Below are 19,238 nucleotides of genomic sequence, written 5' to 3'. Positions count from 1 at the left end.
AGCCAACAGGCTTGCCGAATTCCCTACCAGGGTTGACAATGAGGTTGGTTATGAAATTAAAAATGGCTGCGGACTAAAACAAATTACAAAGATTAGCAGTGCTATCCAACCAAGCACCTGACGCTTTCCATCCAGTGGCTCTTCCAGTTCCGTTTCGGGGTGATAAACGCCCAGAAACCGGCCCAATACAAACACAAATACGGTAAAGCCAAAGTAGCCGTTCACGGTTGGTATCATCCATGACACGATCAATTGCCCTACTACTACACTCAATGTAATCAGCAGGTTTGTGGTTCGGTTATCGCTGATACGGCCAAAAGCCAGATACAAAAAGATAATATACAGTGCAAAATTGCCCAATTGCGAGAAAAACGCTTCATCGGTTGGGACAGCAAAATCGGCTGGTTTAAAGGCCCCTAATCCGGCGTAAAACGCGAACCCAATAAACAACACAGGCGCTACCCACTGAAACCGCCTACGCCCGATCAGCGCGTACAGAATATGCCCCCCATCCAGTTGACCAATCGGGATGAGGTTCAGTGAGGTAAAAAACAACGCCAGATAACCCGCCAGTATGTACGGGTAATGCACCATCTCGTACGGGTGTGGCACACGGGCCGGATCGGCAACATAAGTTTTGAAGAAGTGAAACAACAGGTTATCCCCTAATCCTATAGCGGCCCCTTCCGGTAAGTTCTGGTAAGCATATAAACCATAATTGAGGCCCCATTTCTGGTATTCTGGATGGATTGTAAAAATAAATTCGGGTGGGGGCAAATGCGTAAACCCATACCATAGCACAATCAATGCCAGTACAAATCCGGCCAATGGCCCTGCAATTCCAATATCGAAGTATTTCCGACGGCTATTGATATAGTCCTGAATCCGAATGAAAGCTCCCAGCGTACCAATACTTTGGCCAATACCAATCCAGAGCGGAATATAAAAGGGTAACGTTACCCGTACACGATTGGCCCTGGCGGTGAAATAATGCCCAAACTCATGCACAGTCAGAATAGCCAGAAACGGTATTGAAAACTGAAACCCAGCCAGAAATTCATTCCAGCCCAGCGAAGGCATGCCTTCAGACGGAATAAAAAATCGCCCAAACATCCATTCGGCTCCCGCCAAGGTGGTGGTAATGAGCGTGATTAAAAAAAGACCTCCATGCAGGAGGTAAGTACGGGTGCGAGGGCTCATGATCGATTATGTATGCTGTCTGCTATAGGATGTATGGTTGACCCGCTTGATAGCTACATCCTATAGCATACACCATACATACTTATATATCCTTTAAATAGTCTATAATCGTTTTAGGCGGCTGTACATGCACAGCCTGAATACCTAACGCAGCGGCCGCTTTGATGTTTGCCGCATTATCGTCAAAAAAAGCGGTTTCTGAGGCAACAAGTCCCGCTTCAGCTAAAACATGCTGATAGATGTCGGGCGACGGTTTAGCCATGCCTACTTCGTAGGAATAAAACACATGCTCGAAAAGATCTTCCAGCGTTGGCTGATTCAAGCCAGTCAGCACACCATTTACATGCTTGATATGGATAGGGCTAGTATTGCTGAGCAGAAATAACCGATAGCCTTTTTTCAGTTCTTTGATCCGTTCGACACGCTCAACGGGAAGTTCCAGCAAAACGGTATTCCAGGCTGTATCGATCACCTCATCAGCCCAACTATCGTTCTTCAGTAACTGCCGAATCTGCGTCCGAAAAGCCATATCGTCGATCAGCCCCGTTTCGTATCGATTGATAAAGTCGTGCTGCTTCCAGATTGCCCAGACTTCATCTTCCGGCAAATTGGCCAGCATAGCAAAATTCCGAACGGGGGCCGTCAAATCAATCGGGATGATCACATCGCCGAGGTCAAAAATTAAATTTTTCACAATTATATGACTTGAGGTTTCAGGCTGACCGACTCAAAATAGCCTGTATATCAGCCAACCTGAAACAATTTATTCAACAACGACGCCCATTTCGCAGAACTTTTCAATCCGTTGATTGATGCGCTCTTCGGGCGATAGGGCATTCAGCTCGGCCAGAGCCGACAGAATAACCTCTTTGAGGTGGTTGGCCATTGCCTGATGATCATTATGGGCTCCGCCAACAGGCTCTTCGATAATTTCATCGACCAGCTTGTTAAGCTGCATGTCACGGGCGGTCAGTTTCATGGCCTCGGCTGCCTGCTCCTTAAAGTTCCAGCTCCGCCACAAAATTGTTGAACAGTTTTCCGGCGAGATCACCGAATACCAGGTATTTTCAAGCATCCATACCCGGTCGCCAATGGCAATACCGAGGGCTCCACCCGACGCCCCTTCGCCAATGATAATGCAGATCACCGGAACGGTCAGCATGAACATCTCTTTCAGGTTCCGGGCAATGGCTTCACCCTGACCGCGCTCCTCCGCTTCCAACCCCGGAAAAGCCCCCGGTGTGTCGATCATGGTAATGATCGGCTTATTGAATTTTTCAGCCAATTTCATCAGCCGTAGAGCTTTCCGATATCCTTCGGGGTTTGGCATGCCAAAATTACGGTGCTGACGCTGTTTCGTATTCCGCCCTTTCTGCTGACCAATAATCATCACTGTCTGGCCACCCAACTCGCAAAAACCGCCCACCATGGCCGGATCGTCGCGAACCGTACGGTCGCCATGCAGTTCGATAAACTGATCGCACATGAGCGAAATGTAGTCGAGCGTATAAGGTCGATCAGGATGCCGTGACAGTTGAACCCGTTGCCATCGTGTCAGATTCTGGAAAATCTCCTGCCGGAGTTTGTCGATACTTTGTTCCAGAATAGCGACCGCTTCACTCACATCCACGTTGCTGCTCTGAGCCAGTTTTTTCGTTTCTTCCAGCCGCGCTTCGAGGTCGGCAATGGGTTTTTCAAAATCAAGATACGTTCTCATGAAGTAGTTGTTAGAAGCGGGGCATTAGGAGCGAGGAGTGCGAATGCTGACGTTTATTTTTCTTGATGCGTCAGCATTCGCACTCCTCGCTTCTAACTCCTCACTACTTATAATTCATAGGTTTCTCCTTTTTTCGGAATAATCACCTGAGGAAATCCTTCTTCGGCCAGTGTGTCGCGGAAGGACTCCATGCTCTCAAATTCGCCATGAACCAGGAAAATCGATTTGAGCGTGTCGGGCGATTGCATTCCAACAAAATTAATCAGATCGTTTCGGTCGCCATGACCACTAAATACATCTATTTTCTCAATGTTTGCCAGCACCTGATGATCTTTCCCTTTGATACTCAGAGTTTGCTGGCCATTCAACAGCCGCCAGCCAAGTGTTCCTTCTGCACAATAGCCAATGATCAGAATGGTGGCATAGGGGTTACTGATATTCTCGGCAACATGGTATTCGACCCGTCCCCCCTGCACCATGCCCGACGATGAAATGATAATGCACGGCTCATTGTAATTCGAAACGGCTTTGCTGGCTTTCGACGACTCCAGAAACTGAAAATTCTCAAAGTCGAACAAGGTCTCGTTTTCTTTGTAAAACTCCCGGGCCTCTGTGTTCAGCATACGCACGTGCTGCATATAAATCTTGGAACTTTCGAACGCCATCGGGCTATCCGAAAACACCTTGATGGGCGGAAAGTTGCGCTCGGTATACAATCGGTTGAGTGTATAGAGCAATGCCTGTGTGCGGCCTACACTGAACGACGGAATAATGAGTCGACCCGGCATATCGATACAGGTCCGCTGAATAATATCGGCCAGCGTATCTTCGGGCGAGAGGTGATTATCATGCAGGCGGTTGCCATACGTACTCTCACAAATTAAATAATCGACTGGAGGTACAGGAGCCGGATCGACCAGCAGTGGATAGTTCTTGCGGCCAATATCACCTGAAAAACAGATACTTTTCCGAACGCCCCCTTCTACTATATTGATCAGTATGTGGGCAGCGCCCAGCAGGTGCCCGGCCGGAATAAAGGTAACGTCGACCCCATCAGCCACCCGAAACTTTCGGTTGAAAGCAATCGGGACAACATTTTCCATCGACTCCCGAACCTGCTTATCCAGGTACAAATCTTTCTGTAGCTGCAACTGGCGTTCCTTTACCCGCTGCTTTTTGCTGGCATTCAGATCGTTGATGCGTTTCTGATTCAGCGAAGCCGCATCTTTAAGCAATACATTCGTAAGTGCAAAGGTTGGTTCCGTGCACAATATTTGCCCTTCATACCCTTCCCGATACAGGTTAGGCAGATTTCCCGAATGGTCGACGTGCGCGTGTGTCAGCAGGACCAGGTTGATACTTGAAGCCTCAAACGGAAAAAATCCCGGGTGAGTAACGGCGGGGGCCGTCTGACCGTTCGAACTGGATCGCTCCATATCCGAACCACAGTCAATCAGGATGCGGTAGTCATCCTCCAGTTCCAGCAGATACATACTACCCGTTACCTGCCGGGCTGCCCCCAGAAATGATAATTTCATGCGTACAACTTTAACTTACCAGTGTTCTTTCTTACGAAGGTTTGCGAAGGTGGCTTAACGTAAACTGGATGGCTCATATTTTGTAAGTTTGCAAAGGTAAGCAATACCCATCGAATCGCCTAACCGTTCTTAAATGCGCTTTCTTCACCGTTTTCCTATACAATCTGCATTTGTTATTGTCGTCTGTTTATTTGTCGGTTACACCGCGTCGAGCGCGCAGACGAGTTCCAGGCGAACCATCGATTCGCTGGCAACGCAACATCTGCTGGCCCAGGTAGAAGCCTTCCAGGCTAGTCCGGCTACTCGATTCGGAACCGTTGCGTTATCAGTCCGGCGGGTACGAGACAGCGAAGAACTCATTGGCTACAATGCCCGGCTTAGTTTACCATCGGCCTCCACACTCAAACTCATCACCACCGCCACGGCATTGGCCGTACTAGGGCCAAACTATACCTATACTACAACCCTCGAATATGATGGAACGATCAAAGACAGTGTGCTGACAGGTAATCTCTACCTGCGCGGCACTGGAGACCCATCGCTGGGGAGTTGGCGATTTCCTGGTTATTCTGATGTAACAGCACTCGTAACGAGTTGGAGCGAGGCCGTCAAAGCTTCGGGGATTCGGCGAATAGAGGGCATGGTTGTCGGCGATGCCAGTTTGTACGACGATATTACTACACCTGATACCTGGCCCTTTGGCGACCTGGGTAATTATTACGGGGCCAGTTTGAGCGCGCTGAATATCAATGAGAATTTATACCGTGTATTCTTCAGACCTGGAAAATCCGTCAAGACCCCTGCAAACGTTCTACGCACCGACCCGGCCGTACCCTATATTACTTTTCGAAATACGGTCACAACCGATGCGGCCAATACAGGCGACCAGGTCAATATTTATGGGGTACCGTTTATGAACCAGCAGTGGCTAACGGGCAAAGTGCCCCTTGGCGAGCCGGGTAACGAGTTCAGTGTCAAAGGAGCCTTACCCGATCCCGCCTACTTTGCGGCCTACGCCCTGCAAAACCAGCTTGTTCAGCACAACATCACAGTCAGTCGCCCACCTCTTTCGATTGGCGGGGGCTTGCCAACAACGATACCAGTTGGTGCGAAACGGACCGTAATCAACCAGTATAAATCGCCCATTTTACCCCAATTGATCCAGCAAACCAATTTCCAGAGTATAAACCTGTATGCCGAAGCCCTGCTACGAACCACAGCGTTAGCGGTCAATAAACACGTACGAACAACAGAAGAAAGTGTAGAAGCAATTACGTCGTTCTGGAAAGCTAAAGGGGTTAATCTGGATGGTTTCCGCATTCGCGACGGTAGTGGACTATCGACCGTTGGCGCGCTCACAGCTGATAATATGACCGGTATTCTGAGTGCTATGGGCCGCGATAAAAACTTTCCGCAATTCTACGAGACAATCCCGATCGTTGGCCAAACTGGCACCGTGCGAAGCCTGGCCCGAGGAACAGCAGCCGCTGGTAATATCCGGGCTAAAAGCGGTTCCATTGAGGGCGTCAGGGCCTATGCAGGGTATTTTACTGCCGTTGATGGTGAGCCGATGACTTTCTGCATTCTGGTGAACAAATTCACACCTGGTCAAAGCCGAATCATCACGAATGAACTGGAAAAGATCTTTGTCAGCCTTGTCGGATTGAAAGGGGGGGAATAATATAGTATCAATTAATAAGATCATCAAATAAACTAACAAAACATAAGCATACTCTACTAGGTTACATTTACTTTCAGCAATACACAGCAAATCCAACTAAAAGTGTCGCATTTACTATAGTACCCCATAGCATAGGCAGTCACTTCAGTACTAAAGAAAAATGCAGCCCTGTACCCAAACAGAATGGAAGGGCTACCTATACGATTCAACCTTGTATGATCATGACCGATAAAACGCTAAAAAAAGTAGCCCGAATTGCACTGGGAGGTAGTTTGGTAGCCGCTGGTATTAGTCACCTTACGATTGCCCGCAAGGAATTTCAAGCCCAAGTCCCCGATCCGATTCCTCTACCGAAAGACGATACCGTTGTGTATTCGGGCATTGCCGAAATTGCCCTGGGCAGCAGCCTCATTCTGGCCGACAACGTCCGTCAGAAAGCGATTGGGAAAATAGCTGCCACATTTTTTACCGCTGTTTTTCCCGGTAATATCTCCCAATACGTCAATAAACGGAGTGCGTTTGGTTTGGACACTGACAGGAAGCGATTTGCCCGCTTATTTTTTCAGCCCGTATTGGTGTATTGGGCGCTGAAAAGTACGAATAACGTATAAGTACAGCGACTGGCTTTCGAAGGCTCGTGTATTGCCAACCCAGGCAATTACTTCTTTGCTAAATGTTTCGAGAAGAAAGGAAGCATTTTCTGCTCGATTCGCTCAGCAATGCGATTGATGTGATCGCCTTCATATTCTTCATAGGTGTGCGCAATCTGATAATTGGTCAGGATCTGATCTAAAACCTTATTGCTAGCGGCAATGCTCTGGTCACGATTGCCCGCATCGAAGGCCAGCGCATTCAGTTGCTTTATATTCATAATGTACTGATCGATCATGGCCAAAGGTGCATTAGCGGCCCATTTAGCGGCAATAGCGGGTTGAGGTTGGCCGTTTTCAATCGGTAGGTCAATAAAAAATGGTGATTTAGTCGGATTGGGCGACCAGGCTGCCGCCGACGCAAACATAGCCTGCGTGCCGAAATCAGCCTTCACAACATCATCCGGCGTTTTTATCGCTTCAATTTTGGCAATCGCTTCGGGACTGAATGCTCGATTGGGATTAGCCGTCATGCAACATGGACTTAGCAGGTATAGGCTCGAAAAGATTTCCGGGTGCTTTTGCCCAATTCGTATCGTCCCATATCCGCCCATCGAATGTCCTGCCAGCCCTCGACTGGTCGCTTTCGCAATGGTTCGGTAATGCTGGTCAATGTAGCTAACCAGTTCTTTCGCCACAAAATCCTCCCAGTTGCCTGTCGTTACCGAGTTGGAGTACATGCTTCCCCGGTAGCGAGTATAAGCATTGGGCGTAACGATGATCATCTCCTGCGCCTGTCCACTGGTAAACACTTTATCAACTACCGCTGGCAAGTTGATCCAATGCTTGGTTACACCATACCATTGGCCATCGTTGTCGGTAAAGCCATGCAGAAAATACACCACCGGATACCGTCGTTTCGGCTCTTTTTTATAGCTGGGAGGTAAATAAATCGATACGTCCCGGTCGGGCGAATCCCCTTCCAGATTCCCCTCCAGACCTTTTCCATGTACCTTAATACGTTCTACGGTACCTTGTAAGGTAGTCTGTCCGTAAACTTGTGTACCGACGATCAGAACAAACAGGCTTGTGAAAACCCAGAAATAATTAACAAACCGGACTCGATTCATGAGCGGGATTTAGGCTAGTTTATGTATCTAACCAAAGGCCAAACCTCTCTTTTTTTAACTAACCAGGTTCTGAGCATTCTTTAGTTATTGCCATCGCCCCCTTTCTTATCGTCGTTGCTGATCCGTTTTTTCTGGCGCTGGTTGCTGGACATTTTCCCGAATTCATATTTCAGGTTCAGCCGCCAGCCCCGACGATACATGGATACATCCTGAGTTTGGACAAAATTAGGTCCTATGAAGTCATTCCGCCAGCTAATAGTTTCATTGAATGGATTGTCGTAGCCAAAGCCAATAGTGCCTTTCTTTTTGAGGACTTCCTTCTGCACCACGATGTTGTAAAAACCAAAGCCGCCGTATGTGCCTTGCAGGTTTACCCGCGCCGAATTATAAAAGCCGAAGAATTGGGCTTTGATTCCTTTCCCGAAATCAACGGAGGAATTCAGATTGATCCGATACATCCAGTCTTCGTTGCGGGTTTTCAGTTCAGCGCTTTCCAGCACATTATAGAACACGTTGAGCGATCCGTTCACCGACCACTGCTTCGTTAGTTTTGTGTTGGCACTCAGGTTAAAGCCATAGGCTGAGTTCTGGGCCACATTCTGAAAAATCTGCTTCAAAACGCCCTGATCGTCAACTGTGTTAATGCTTTCGATGGCGTTGTTGGTCTGCCGCAGAAACGCCGATAGATTAAGGCTCGTTTGCTTTATAGAAATACTGTAGTTGGCTTCTACCGAATGGGTTAACTCCGGTTTCAGATACGGATTGCCTCCATACAGGTTTTTCGAGTCTGACTGATTGACGTAGGGATTCAGGTAATAAAATTGTGGTCGCTGTATCCGTTGCGAATAATTGAACCGTATCTGCTGCTCCTTTTTAAGCGACCGCGACAGGCTGACGCTGGGGATAAAATTTCCGTACGTGCTGGAAAAAGGGGCAGTACCATTCAGGAAATTGGCCTGAATAAAAGTATGCTCGTAGCGGGCTCCCAGGTTGATTCCCCAGTTCTTTTTAGGTGTTCGGCTATACACGACATAACCTGCTACTACCTGCTGGGCGTAATCAAATACGTTGGCCAGAGATGGCTGATCCGAAAAGTTGGTCGAACCGTCAACGGCATTGGCGATACGATAATCGCTGAGGATCTGTCGAAAGATGGTTTTGGTGCCGAGTTCGAGTTTACTGATGCTATCGAGCGGATTCGTAAAATCGAGCTGAATCGTCCCTTCTTTATTATTATTGATGTTGTAGCTTTTCTCGCGGTAATAAACGGTACTCTCCCGGTTTAACAGATTCGACCAATAGTCACTGTCTTCGCCTTCAAAGGAGTACATCATCAGGAAATTGAGTTCCTTTTTGGGCTTTTTGAACAACCGGGTATAATCAAGGTTCAGTGTGGCGCCCGCCCAGTCGTAGGTCCGGCTCATATCCCGATGAAAATACTGGCTGATAACGCCCTGGCGGCTTTCTTCAAAATCAATATTGAAGCCATTGGTGTTATCACCATTGTAGTAGTTTATGCCTGCCCCCATTCGGTTCAGCGAATCAATGTCCCAATCGGCATTGACATTGGCATAGACGTTTTGCCCATTGCCGATGACCCATTGCGGCTGACGTTGATTAGTAGTCACGCCTTCGGCGGAGAATGACCGTAGTAATTGAATGTATCGCTTATTTTTCCAGTCGCTGTATCCCCCATTGGCCGACAGGCTGAGGTTCTTCATGCGGTGGTTAATGCTGGCATTCTGCCAGTTGTTCCACTGACTAAAATTCGGGCTAATGGAGCCATTAGTCCCCTGTAAGCTGTTTTTCTTTGTGATAATGTTAATGATACCGGCTGTCCCTTCGGCATCGTATTTGGCTGATGGCGACGTAATTACCTCGACCTGCTTGATAATATCGGCTGGTATCTGCTTCAACGCATCGGATATACTCCGGGCGACTATACTCGATGGTTTGTTGTTGATCAGAACTTTGATATTGGAGCTTCCCCGTAGTTGTACGTTCCCCTCAATATCGACGGCTATCGACGGAATTTTCTTGAGCACATCAGTCGCGTCGCCCCCTTTCACGCTGATGTCTTTTTCGGCGTTATAAACCATCCGGTCCGATTTTTCCTCAAACAGCGATTTTTGCTCCGTCACCGTTACTTCGGCCAATTTCTGTACGGCCTGACTCAGTTTGATCACACCTACGTCCAGATCCTGCTCAGCCACAACGTTAATCCCCTCAACTGTTTTGGGCGTATAGCCAACAAATGAAATCTGAAGACCATACTTGCCAGCCGAAGCCTTTGTAAACACGAACTTACCGTTGGCATCGGCCGTAGCGCCATCGACAATTTTACCCTCTTTCAGAAGAGCAACCGTAGCAAATTCAACAGGTTTGCTCGCGGTTGAGTCGAGTAGCGAGCCCGAAATTTTCGTTTGTTGAGCCAACAAGATTCCTGTACTCGACGCAAGCGCGAGCAGCGTAAGTAAAAACGATTTCATAGGATATGCCGATTAACGACGAGGTCTTTTGTGTAAGGAGTGCTGAGAGTGGTTGCTGTGCATTAAAGTCACATTAAAGACGACTGAGCAGCTAAAACGTTGCAACCGTTTTACTTTTTTCTATAAAATAAAAAAGCCGCTGGCTACCCAGCGGCTTTAGTAACTAACACAAATACAACTAGATACGTTGAATATCCATCCGTTTAATCAGGCCGTTTTCAAATTCATATATATGCTGTATCTGTTCATCGGCCAGCGTATGTCCTGCATAATCGCTAACTACCTGATGTACATCGACAGTCACTCGCCCATCGTCATCGGTTGTACAGCGCTGGGGTTCCACATGCGGATTGAGCTCCTCCCATTGCTGTGTCCAGTAGGCTCGTATGGCGTCATGGCCAATCACTCGCCCCCCTTTCCAGCCGTTGGGCCAATTAACGTCGGGGTGCATGGTAGCCAGGGCAGCATCAATTGCCCGTGCATTAAACGCTGCATAGGCAGCTATCAGAACTAAACGATGGTCAAAATCAGCCATATACGAGGAAGTCGATTATCCCCGTAAAGATCACCGGTCCTCCATATGGATGCGTGTCGGTTTACGTTGAGATTTTCTCGGAAATAACGCAGATTACCCGGCAGCTACTAAAGGAGAATTAAAAACGGCCTGCATCCACATCATGAATAAACTGGATTACGCCAGTCGAATATCGTCTGATCATCCCACATGGATAGATGTCATCCAGCCTGATTTACCCAACTGATTTCGTAGCTTTATATACGTTTTGACCCAACTCACGTTTTGACGTAAACCACTGTAACTATCGAGTTCCCGATTATTTATATGCATCCTGGACGTTTACTCCGGTTCGTTATCCTGCTTATTAGTGTTTTTTCACTAACCCCATTTATTGGTTTAGCCCAATCTGCGGGGCATCTCCTTCCCATTATCATTCAGGATAATCTGATTTATGTTCAGGTGCGGGTCAATGGGCGAGGCCCCTATAATTTCATACTCAATTCGGGCATAAGCGGGTTAGGGCATATTGATCAGCAACTAGCTAAAGAACTGAATCTGAACATCGTTGGCTTTCAGGAAAACCGGGAAGGGACACAGATTAAACGCGAATTTCTGGTAGCGGTCGATAAGCTCAGCATAGGTCAGGTTACCCATACTAACCTAAAACTGACCGTTCGCAATGACAATGAACACGCGCATCAACTCCCGATCAACGGCGTAATTGGGCGAGACTTCTTCAGTCGTTTCCTCATTACAGTCGATGGGCCAAACCAGCGGTTGCGTATTTCCCAGGATACACTGGCCAGTAAAAACAAAGGAGTCGTTCGCTATACAAATCCGTTTCTTGTTCTGGGAAAACTGGGGCCTCGAGAGGTATTGTTTAATCTGGATGTAGGCTCTGCCTTACCCCTGTTAGTTCCAAAGGCTTTATTGACAGGTATCCACTATACCGACACGGCCCACCAGCAAATAGTTACCCAGGCTAACACGACGTTTACACTACAGGAAGCCGTTATTCATGATGAACTAACTGTGGGAGGAATTTTGCTGAAGGATCAGACGATTTACTACTCCGATAAAGCACATCAGATCAATGTGGGTGTCGATTTTTTAAAAAACCATACCGTTTCATTCGACCAGCGTAAAAAACTGATTCGCCTTGAATAGGGTAAACTTAAGGGTGAAGAAAGTTGATTTGTAGATAACTGTAGCCCCTGCAAAAGGAGAGCAGAACAAGTTATTAATCAATTGCCTCCGCAGATTTGAAACGGCTTAAGCCGAAGCAGGCAAGGCAACGGGCTGTATATACGCATGTTTGATAGCCGGGAATTGCGCCTGTATGGAGTGGTGTACACGAACAATGGTTTCATTGATTTCGTCTGTTGTCAATTCGGGTTGAAAAGCTACGCCCTGCACCAGCGTAATTTCTTCAGGACCCAGGTAAATCGTGGCGATGTTAACGACTTTCTGTACCGCTACATCCGCTTCTGTAATAGATATCAGTTGGTACCGGGTTTCCGCATCAACCCCTTCGCCCAATAGTAAACTCTTACTTTCGCGGGCCAGTACACCGGCTACCATCACCAGCAGCAGACCAATCAGGATCGAGGCCGTTCCATCCAGATATGGATTCTGCAGGGTATGCCCCAGAAAGACCCCTAGAAATGCGATAATCAGCCCCAGTACATCAGATACATCTTCAAACAGCACCGTAAATGTAGCCGAATCCTTACTGTCTTTTACGGCTGCCCAGAACGGCTGCGAACCACGTTGCGCATTAAATGCCCGCAGGGCCGTCAGCATCGAATACCCATCCAGCGCAAAGGCCACACCCAGCACGATGTAGTTCCAAAAAGGATCGCGAATCAGTTCTGGATGTTGTAAATGGGTAATGCCCTCATAGAGCGAAACGCCCCCACCCACAGCGAAAATAAGCAGGGCTACTACATACGACCAGAAATATTGTTCCCGACCATAGCCAAACGGACGTTTCTGATCGGGAGGTCGCTGACTACGGGCAAGTCCCAGCAGCAAAAGTAACTCATTGAGGGTATCGACCAGCGAGTGAATTCCTTCCGAAATCATGGCCGAGCTACCCGTTACACCAGCCGCTACAAATTTGGTTGCGGCAATACCCAGATTAGCCGCCAGCGCGGTATAGAGTGGGGTTTTCGATGAAGCCATGCCAGTAAAACTACTGTTTTATAAGGATGTTCAACAGAATAGTCTTTTGTATTCTGGTCTCAACCCATATCACAAACAAACTCTGGCAAAAAACCTGAAAAGACCCTGCCACGACCAACTGATAGTTGAGCGTAACAGGGTCAATTAGTGAATAGTGAGTGATTGTGCTTAGCCTAGTAGATGCCAGAGCTCCCGAACACAGATGCCAACTAATGTTGTGGCAACGATCAGGGCAGGCAACAGAGAGAGTTGTATCGAATCGTGTTTCATAGCCAGAGTTATTAAGCGTGTATATACTAGACGCTGAAACAAAAAGAAGTCACGCCCGAAACAGGTAATTATACCTAATTAATGGAATAAATAAATTATACGGGCTGTTTAGTGAACCTCTGGCAGATTTTTAACGACATGATTTGAACATACACCCTGTTTTTTATTTGGGTTTTTCCTCTTTAGCCTGCAAAATACCCTGAACAATAGGCTCTGGTTTAGATTTCGGTGTCGTATAACGCACCAGGGTAGCTGTTGGGTACGACGACCGGGGTGGACGCCTGATCACGAGCTGATAGGAACGAGTCCCGATCACCAGATTGGAATACGCCATCTCACCCGACTCCTGCATCAGACTCCAGTTGGCGATTGGCTCTTTGCTTAGTAAGGCCTCATCTTCGGCCGACAGGCTGGCATATACGGTGTCGGGCACAAAATGTTTGCCGGAAACACTTTCAATGACCGATACAATCGAAGGCGGTGCCGTAGCAGTCGATTTGTTTTGTGCACTGGCCAATGGCAGACTCAGTACGCACAGACTCAATAGTCCATATAGTACTTTAACTAGTTGTGTCATCGTATTGCATTTGTTGTTCGTTCTTTAGATAAACTAAAATGAGGGCCGTTGGTTAGCCTAGTGCCCGGCCGGAGGATTCACCTTCTATCCTAAGTAGCCATTAGTCAAAAAAGTATGATACTTACCAACCCGTGTATTCGTCTAATACAGGTTCTTCTGGCTGTATCATGTTTCGCTTATTCGTCTACCTGATTTTTATCTTCTTGGTTGGCTCGTCCTTTCCCATAAAAGCACAGGCTATTGATCCTAACCCTACCCAGTGGATTTCCTACGACCAGACTTATTATAAAATTCCAGTAGCCGAGCCGGGCATTTATCGTATTACAGCAGCCGAATTAGCACGGACCGGGATACCCGTACATCAACTTGATCCGACTACCCTACAGCTTTTTCACCGGGGTATCGAACAAGCTATTTTCATAGAAGGCGAAGCCGATCACCGATTCGACCCAACCGACTTTCTGGAATTTTATGGACAGCCAAATGATGGTACTCAGGATTCGCTGCTCTATCGGCCTCATTCTGCTCAGCCCCATCGCTACTATAGTCTATTCAATGACACCACAGCCTATTTCCTGACCTGGCGATTGGATGGTAAACCTGGCAAACGCATGGCTATCCAGACCGATACTAACGCCAATGGACTGATACCGGAAACCTATCATTGGTCCGAAGAACTACGTCTGTTCACGTCTGACTATCCTGGCTGGGCGGCTGGGTTACTGGGCAAAACGGAGTATAGTTATTACGAAGCGGGTGAAGGCTATACGGGCCAAAGACAACAGAAAAACCAACCTTCCTTCGCTCCCTTCCAGCTAACAGATCCTGCACGATATGGCCCTGATCCACAAGTAGATGTTCTGGTCGTTGGTCGGGAGGTGTCCAACCATCGGGTAAGCTGTTTGATTGGCTCAACAGCCGAACATCTAAGACTTCAGGATAGTGTTCGATTTGTTGGTTATGCCAATGCACATATGCAGTTTCCTGTAAACTGGTCAGCCATTGATACCGACGGGCACTTAATGGTGTCGACCGTTTCAGGCAACGAAACCACAACCAGCGATACCTATTCAGTATCGTACATCCGGCTCCGGTATCCACAACGACTTACGGCCAACAGGCAGTCATTCAAGCGTTTCGAGCTTCAACCCAATTTTACTGGACGAGCACTGCTTACTATCAGCGATGTGCTGCCCAATACAGCCTTCTGGGATATAACCAGCCCGGATACACCCAGCCGGTTGCGAGTACTAAGCGATTCAGCCACCTCGGCCCGACTGGTTGTTTCGGGCACTACCAGCCCCCGAACCTTGCTGAGCACCACCGATCGAAAATTAATAGCAGGCTTGCATCGGATTACCTTCACTGACTGGTCGGGCCGAACGCCATCCTATGTGATTATCAGTCACGAATCACTAATGAAACCTGCTACCAGCACGGCTGGCGATACGACATCGAATGCCGTTAAGGCTTATGCGGCTTACCGGGCTTCGACAGCGGGAGGTGGCTTTGATACGCTGACGGTCACCATGCAGCAACTAATCGACCAATACAGCTATGGAGAGCGTCATCCGTTGGCGATTCGACGTTTTATCCGGCCATTCCTTCAAGCAAACGCCGTCAGTCCATACCTGCTGTTGATTGGCCGGGGACGCAGCACACCCGGTATTCGGAAAGACCCACAGCAAGCGATGCTCGACATGGTCATGACGGCCGGTTATCCAGGCTCTGATACCTGGTTCAGTGCCGAACCGATACCTGATCAACCCAACATACCGACTACTCCTACCGGCCGAATCAATGCTTCTACTCCTCTGGATGTTATGAACTATCTGGCAAAAGTGAAGGAATTTGAAAAACCTTCCAGCAATCAATTATGGCGTAAACACCTGTTGCATCTGAGCGGGGGCCTGTCGCCGAACGAACTCAGTCTGTTTCGCCAGCTCGTCGATACGTATCGGACTCAGGCAGTTGGTCCTGCACTAGGTGCTCTTGTGACCACCGTTTCCAAAGTAAGCGACCAGCCTGTTGAAGTACCTGGCATAGCCAAAACCGTAAATAATGGTGTCGGATTAATTACCTTTTTCGGCCATTCGGGTCTGGACGTTACCGATCTGGATATTGGCTTTTGCTCAAACGAAGCACTCGGCTACCGGAACAAAGGCAACTATCCACTCCTGCTCGTCAATGGTTGCGCTATCGGAAACATTTTCTATGGTCGTCCAACACTGTCAACGGATTGGGTACTGACCGCCGATCGGGGAGCGATTGCCGCACTTGCACATAGTCATCTTGGCACAGTCGACGCACTGCATCAGTACACATCGACGTTTTATAACCTCCTGGCCGATAGCGTACAACTCAATAAATCCATTGGATTACTCCAGCTGGAAACCATCCGCCGGGTGTTGACACAAACCACCGACGGGCAGGCATTGGCGACCTGTCAGCAGATGGTTTTGCAGGGCGACCCTGCCATTCGCCTGTTCCCGTTCTCTACTCCAGACTACGTTCTGAATGACAATAGCCTGACTATCGAAGCACCCACTGGTCAACCTTTAACTCTACTCAGCGATTCAATTCAAATTCGGGTGGCGGTTGACAACATTGGCCTATTTCGACCCGGACTACTGCCTTTTCGGGTGCGTCGATGGATAAATGGGCAGGAAACGGGCGTATTCAACCTGACCCTGGTCCATACCATCGCCTATCGGGATACCTTAACTCTGACCCTTCCAACGGATCGGACAGCCGAAGGAGCGAACCGCTTTGAGGTAACTATCAATCCAATTGGCCAGCCAGCCACGCAACCGGAGAGCGATCATACGAATAACCAGGCCCAGATCGAGATTAACCTTATCAGTCCAAAACCAGTGCTGATTTATCCGCCATCTAGTACCACGTTGACCAACCCATCTGTTCAGCTAACAGCTCAATATATCAGTGATGGACCACACCGCTTCGAGCTGGATCTGGATAGTACAGCTCGGTTCGACAGTCCTTTTCGCACAACCCAACTCCTGACAGCCCATCAATTCATCAGCTATTCAACCGTTTTGCCCAATCAGCCAAACGTAACCTATTTCTGGCGAGTACGACTGGCCGACAATCTGGCGCTCCCCTTCGATACAACGGCCTGGTCTGTCGGCTCGTTTGTATACGCGCCTTTTACCGCAGCGACGGGTTTACCCGAAGGGCAACTTCAGGCCATTGCCCAATTGCCCACCGATAGTCAGCAAGGCGACATCGTTTCAATTCCTGTTCAGCTAACGAACCTGAGCCCTTATCCATTTTCTGACTCATTGGTTGTTCAGCAAACCGTTTATGCAACTGCCCTATCGACACCACAACTGACCCAATGGCGCATCGAACCGCCAGCGCAGGCCGATACGGTTCGCTTTTCGATCAGGATCCCTACCGAACGCCTACCGGGCAGGAACCGGGTACGGCTAACTGTAAATCCACATCTCCAACCCGAATACTCGTACCTGAACAACACGCTCGATTTTCCATTGCTTGTTGATCCCGATGTGTTGGGTCCGCTGCTCGAAGTTGCTTTCGATGGTGCCCGTATTGCCGATGGAGCCGTTGTTTCGTCCCACCCTGTCCTTGACATTCTGGTGGCGGACGATAATCGATCCCTTATGCGACAGGATACGTTGGGCCTGGATATATACCTGCAAAAAACCGGAAAGAACGCACCTTTTGTACGGCTTAACTGGCACAACGTCATTCGGCAATCGATGGAGAAAGGCAATATCTTTCGGCTTCAGTATCCGTTACCAACACTTACCGATGGTTTATATCACCTGATCGCCACAGCCCGCGATGCGGTCGGCAATGCAGCCGTTCCTTATCAGGTTAGCTTCCGGGTAGTATCCGAAACGTTACTGGATCAACTCTCGGTATCGCCCAACCCATTCCAGCATCAGGTTGTGTTCAGTTTTTCACTCACGGGCGAGCAAGCCCCCAGCACCATGACGCTTACTATTATTGATCTGAACGGGCACCTTGTTCGATCACTTTTCCCTGTTGCCCGTATTGGGCGGAATCAACTGGTTTGGGACGGTCGGGATGAAACGGGTACACTACGTCCAGCCGGTATGTATCTCTATCAGCTTACGGTGCTGGATGCCCAAGGTGAATTCTGGCCAGTAGCTGACCCCGACCGAGAGCGTCTGCGTGGTCGAATTGTGTTCATACGCTGATGAATCCAACCGCTCATAACCAGACTACTGGTATGCCCCGCCACTACGTTCCTGCTCTAACCGGTTTGCGGGCTGTAGCAGCTTATCTGGTCTTTTTTCATCATCACAATCCGATGCCGCCCAATACGGCCGCCTACCTACTTATCAATCAAGGCTATACGGGTGTATCCATCTTTTTTGTACTTAGCGGTTTCCTGATTTACCACCACTATGCCGATAGCTATTTCACTGACCAAAACTGGTCATGGCATACGTATCTATGGAACCGCTTCGCCCGTATTTTCCCGCTGTACATTCTGCTCTACTTGCTGACTCTGGCGGTAAAGGTTCTAGACAAACACCCTGTAAGCTGGCCCACTGTACTGCTGAATACTAGCCTGCTGAAAGGATTTTTTGACACCTATAAGTTTACGGGTATTGCTCAAAGCTGGAGCCTGACGGTTGAACTTTGCTTCTACCTTTCGGCTCCTTTTTTGTTCACTGCCCTTAACCGATTCGGCCCTTTCTGGCTTACCCTAAGCCTGGTCGGCAGTGGGTTGATTCTCTGGCAAACGCTGGGGCAATCAGTCTTGTTGAATGCAAAAGCGTCAGGATTTTTCGATAGTCTGCCTTTCGTCCAATTTTATACCTTCTTCGGGCGGGCTTTCGAGTTTGTGGTGGGTATGTGGCTGGCTCAACGATGGCATCAAAACCAATTACCCAAGCTAACGAATGCGACGTTTCTGGGGTTCCTGGCACTAGTTGGCTGTCTGCTCTGGCAAGCGGCCCTATCCATTTTTACCACGCAGGCTACCAATCTGTTCTGGAGTGAACTTATCGTTTACAATTACCTTCTCCCCATCGGGATCGGTCTGTTTTTCATAGGCGTATTAACTCAGCCATCCGGCACCTGCCGACTCCTATCCAATTCATTTTTGCAAACAGCCGGTAAAAGCTCATATGCATTCTTTCTCATTCATAACGGACTGGTAGCAAATGGCCTACAAAAAATAGGAATCACCAACATATGGTTACTCTTAGCGTTGCTTATCGGAATAAGCTATGGCTTATACAACTATCTTGAACGACCCGTGTACAACTGGCTAAAGAAATTGATTGAGCGAATGAATGATTGAGCGCAAAACTGCCGGATAATTC

The 19,238-nt window shown here is 48.3% G+C and carries 14 protein-coding genes; 5 read left to right on the top strand and 9 right to left on the bottom strand.

The annotated features are described in order from the left end of the window. Nucleotides 1-48 precede the first annotated feature (48 nt). The 4 genes from B5M13_RS11985 to B5M13_RS11970 form a co-directional block, all read right to left on the bottom strand. Nucleotides 49-1,200 (bottom strand): site-2 protease family protein, encoded by a 1,152-nt coding sequence (locus B5M13_RS11985; protein WP_080055893.1) that lies wholly within the window; start codon nt 1,198-1,200, stop codon nt 49-51. An 82-nt stretch (nt 1,201-1,282) separates the two neighbouring features. Further along, nucleotides 1,283-1,894, bottom strand: coding sequence for an HAD family hydrolase (locus B5M13_RS11980; protein WP_080055892.1), 612 nt, complete (start codon nt 1,892-1,894; stop codon nt 1,283-1,285). 69 nt (nt 1,895-1,963) lie between these two features. Beyond that, nucleotides 1,964-2,917 carry an acetyl-CoA carboxylase carboxyltransferase subunit alpha gene (locus tag B5M13_RS11975; RefSeq protein ID WP_080055891.1) on the bottom strand — a complete coding sequence of 318 codons (954 nt, stop codon included), beginning with the start codon at nt 2,915-2,917 and terminating at the stop codon, nt 1,964-1,966. Nucleotides 2,918-3,024: 107 nt separating this feature from the next. Next, complete coding sequence (locus B5M13_RS11970; RefSeq protein WP_080055890.1) at nt 3,025-4,455, bottom strand: MBL fold metallo-hydrolase RNA specificity domain-containing protein; 1,431 nt, start codon at nt 4,453-4,455, stop codon at nt 3,025-3,027. A gap of 133 nt (nt 4,456-4,588) precedes the next feature. On the opposite strand from B5M13_RS11970, the gene dacB reads away from it, so the two are divergent. Next, a complete protein-coding gene (gene dacB, locus B5M13_RS11965) occupies nt 4,589-6,136 on the top strand; it encodes a D-alanyl-D-alanine carboxypeptidase/D-alanyl-D-alanine endopeptidase (RefSeq protein ID WP_080055889.1) in 1,548 nt (515 codons plus the stop codon). Nucleotides 6,137-6,357: 221 nt separating this feature from the next. Next, nucleotides 6,358-6,747 (top strand): DoxX family protein, encoded by a 390-nt coding sequence (locus B5M13_RS11960; protein WP_080059894.1) that lies wholly within the window; start codon nt 6,358-6,360, stop codon nt 6,745-6,747. Nucleotides 6,748-6,794: 47 nt separating this feature from the next. Here B5M13_RS11960 and B5M13_RS11955 read toward each other — a convergent pair whose 3' ends face one another. The 3 genes from B5M13_RS11955 to B5M13_RS11945 all read right to left on the bottom strand — a co-directional run bounded on the left by B5M13_RS11955 (nt 6,795) and on the right by B5M13_RS11945 (nt 10,880). Continuing rightward, a complete protein-coding gene (locus B5M13_RS11955; RefSeq protein WP_080055888.1) occupies nt 6,795-7,856 on the bottom strand; it encodes an alpha/beta hydrolase in 1,062 nt (353 codons plus the stop codon). Nucleotides 7,857-7,936: 80 nt separating this feature from the next. Next, nucleotides 7,937-10,345 (bottom strand): TonB-dependent receptor domain-containing protein, encoded by a 2,409-nt coding sequence (locus tag B5M13_RS11950; protein WP_080055887.1) that lies wholly within the window; start codon nt 10,343-10,345, stop codon nt 7,937-7,939. A 178-nt stretch (nt 10,346-10,523) separates the two neighbouring features. Next, the gene (locus B5M13_RS11945; protein WP_080055886.1) at nt 10,524-10,880 is read right to left on the bottom strand and encodes a nuclear transport factor 2 family protein; all 357 of its coding nucleotides are present in this window, start codon (nt 10,878-10,880) and stop codon (nt 10,524-10,526) included. 306 nt (nt 10,881-11,186) lie between these two features. Between B5M13_RS11945 and B5M13_RS11940 the strand changes: the two genes are divergently transcribed. Further along, nucleotides 11,187-12,029, top strand: a complete 843-nt coding sequence (locus B5M13_RS11940; RefSeq protein WP_080055885.1) for an aspartyl protease family protein — start codon at nt 11,187-11,189, stop codon at nt 12,027-12,029. Between the two features lie 105 nt (nt 12,030-12,134). Here the strand turns inward: B5M13_RS11940 and B5M13_RS11935 are convergent, their stop codons facing one another. Next, entirely contained in the window at nt 12,135-13,046 is a 912-nt protein-coding gene (locus tag B5M13_RS11935) for a cation diffusion facilitator family transporter (RefSeq protein WP_080055884.1), read from the bottom strand. A 433-nt stretch (nt 13,047-13,479) separates the two neighbouring features. Further along, nucleotides 13,480-13,893 (bottom strand): hypothetical protein, encoded by a 414-nt coding sequence (locus B5M13_RS11930; protein ID WP_245859964.1) that lies wholly within the window; start codon nt 13,891-13,893, stop codon nt 13,480-13,482. Nucleotides 13,894-14,060: 167 nt separating this feature from the next. On the opposite strand from B5M13_RS11930, the gene porU2 reads away from it, so the two are divergent. Beyond that, on the top strand, nt 14,061-18,101 hold the full coding sequence (gene porU2 / locus B5M13_RS11925) for a putative type IX secretion system sortase PorU2 (RefSeq protein WP_080055883.1): 4,041 nt from the start codon (nt 14,061-14,063) through the stop codon (nt 18,099-18,101). After that, nucleotides 18,101-19,216: an acyltransferase family protein gene (locus tag B5M13_RS11920; RefSeq protein ID WP_080055882.1), complete on the top strand. Its 1,116-nt coding sequence runs from the start codon at nt 18,101-18,103 to the stop codon at nt 19,214-19,216. The genes porU2 and B5M13_RS11920 overlap by 1 nt, the downstream gene beginning before the upstream one ends. Nucleotides 19,217-19,238 lie beyond the last annotated feature (22 nt).

The organism is Spirosoma aerolatum (assembly GCF_002056795.1).
Taxonomy (GTDB): domain Bacteria; phylum Bacteroidota; class Bacteroidia; order Cytophagales; family Spirosomataceae; genus Spirosoma; species Spirosoma aerolatum.
This window is presented reverse-complemented; position numbering and strand designations above follow the sequence as displayed.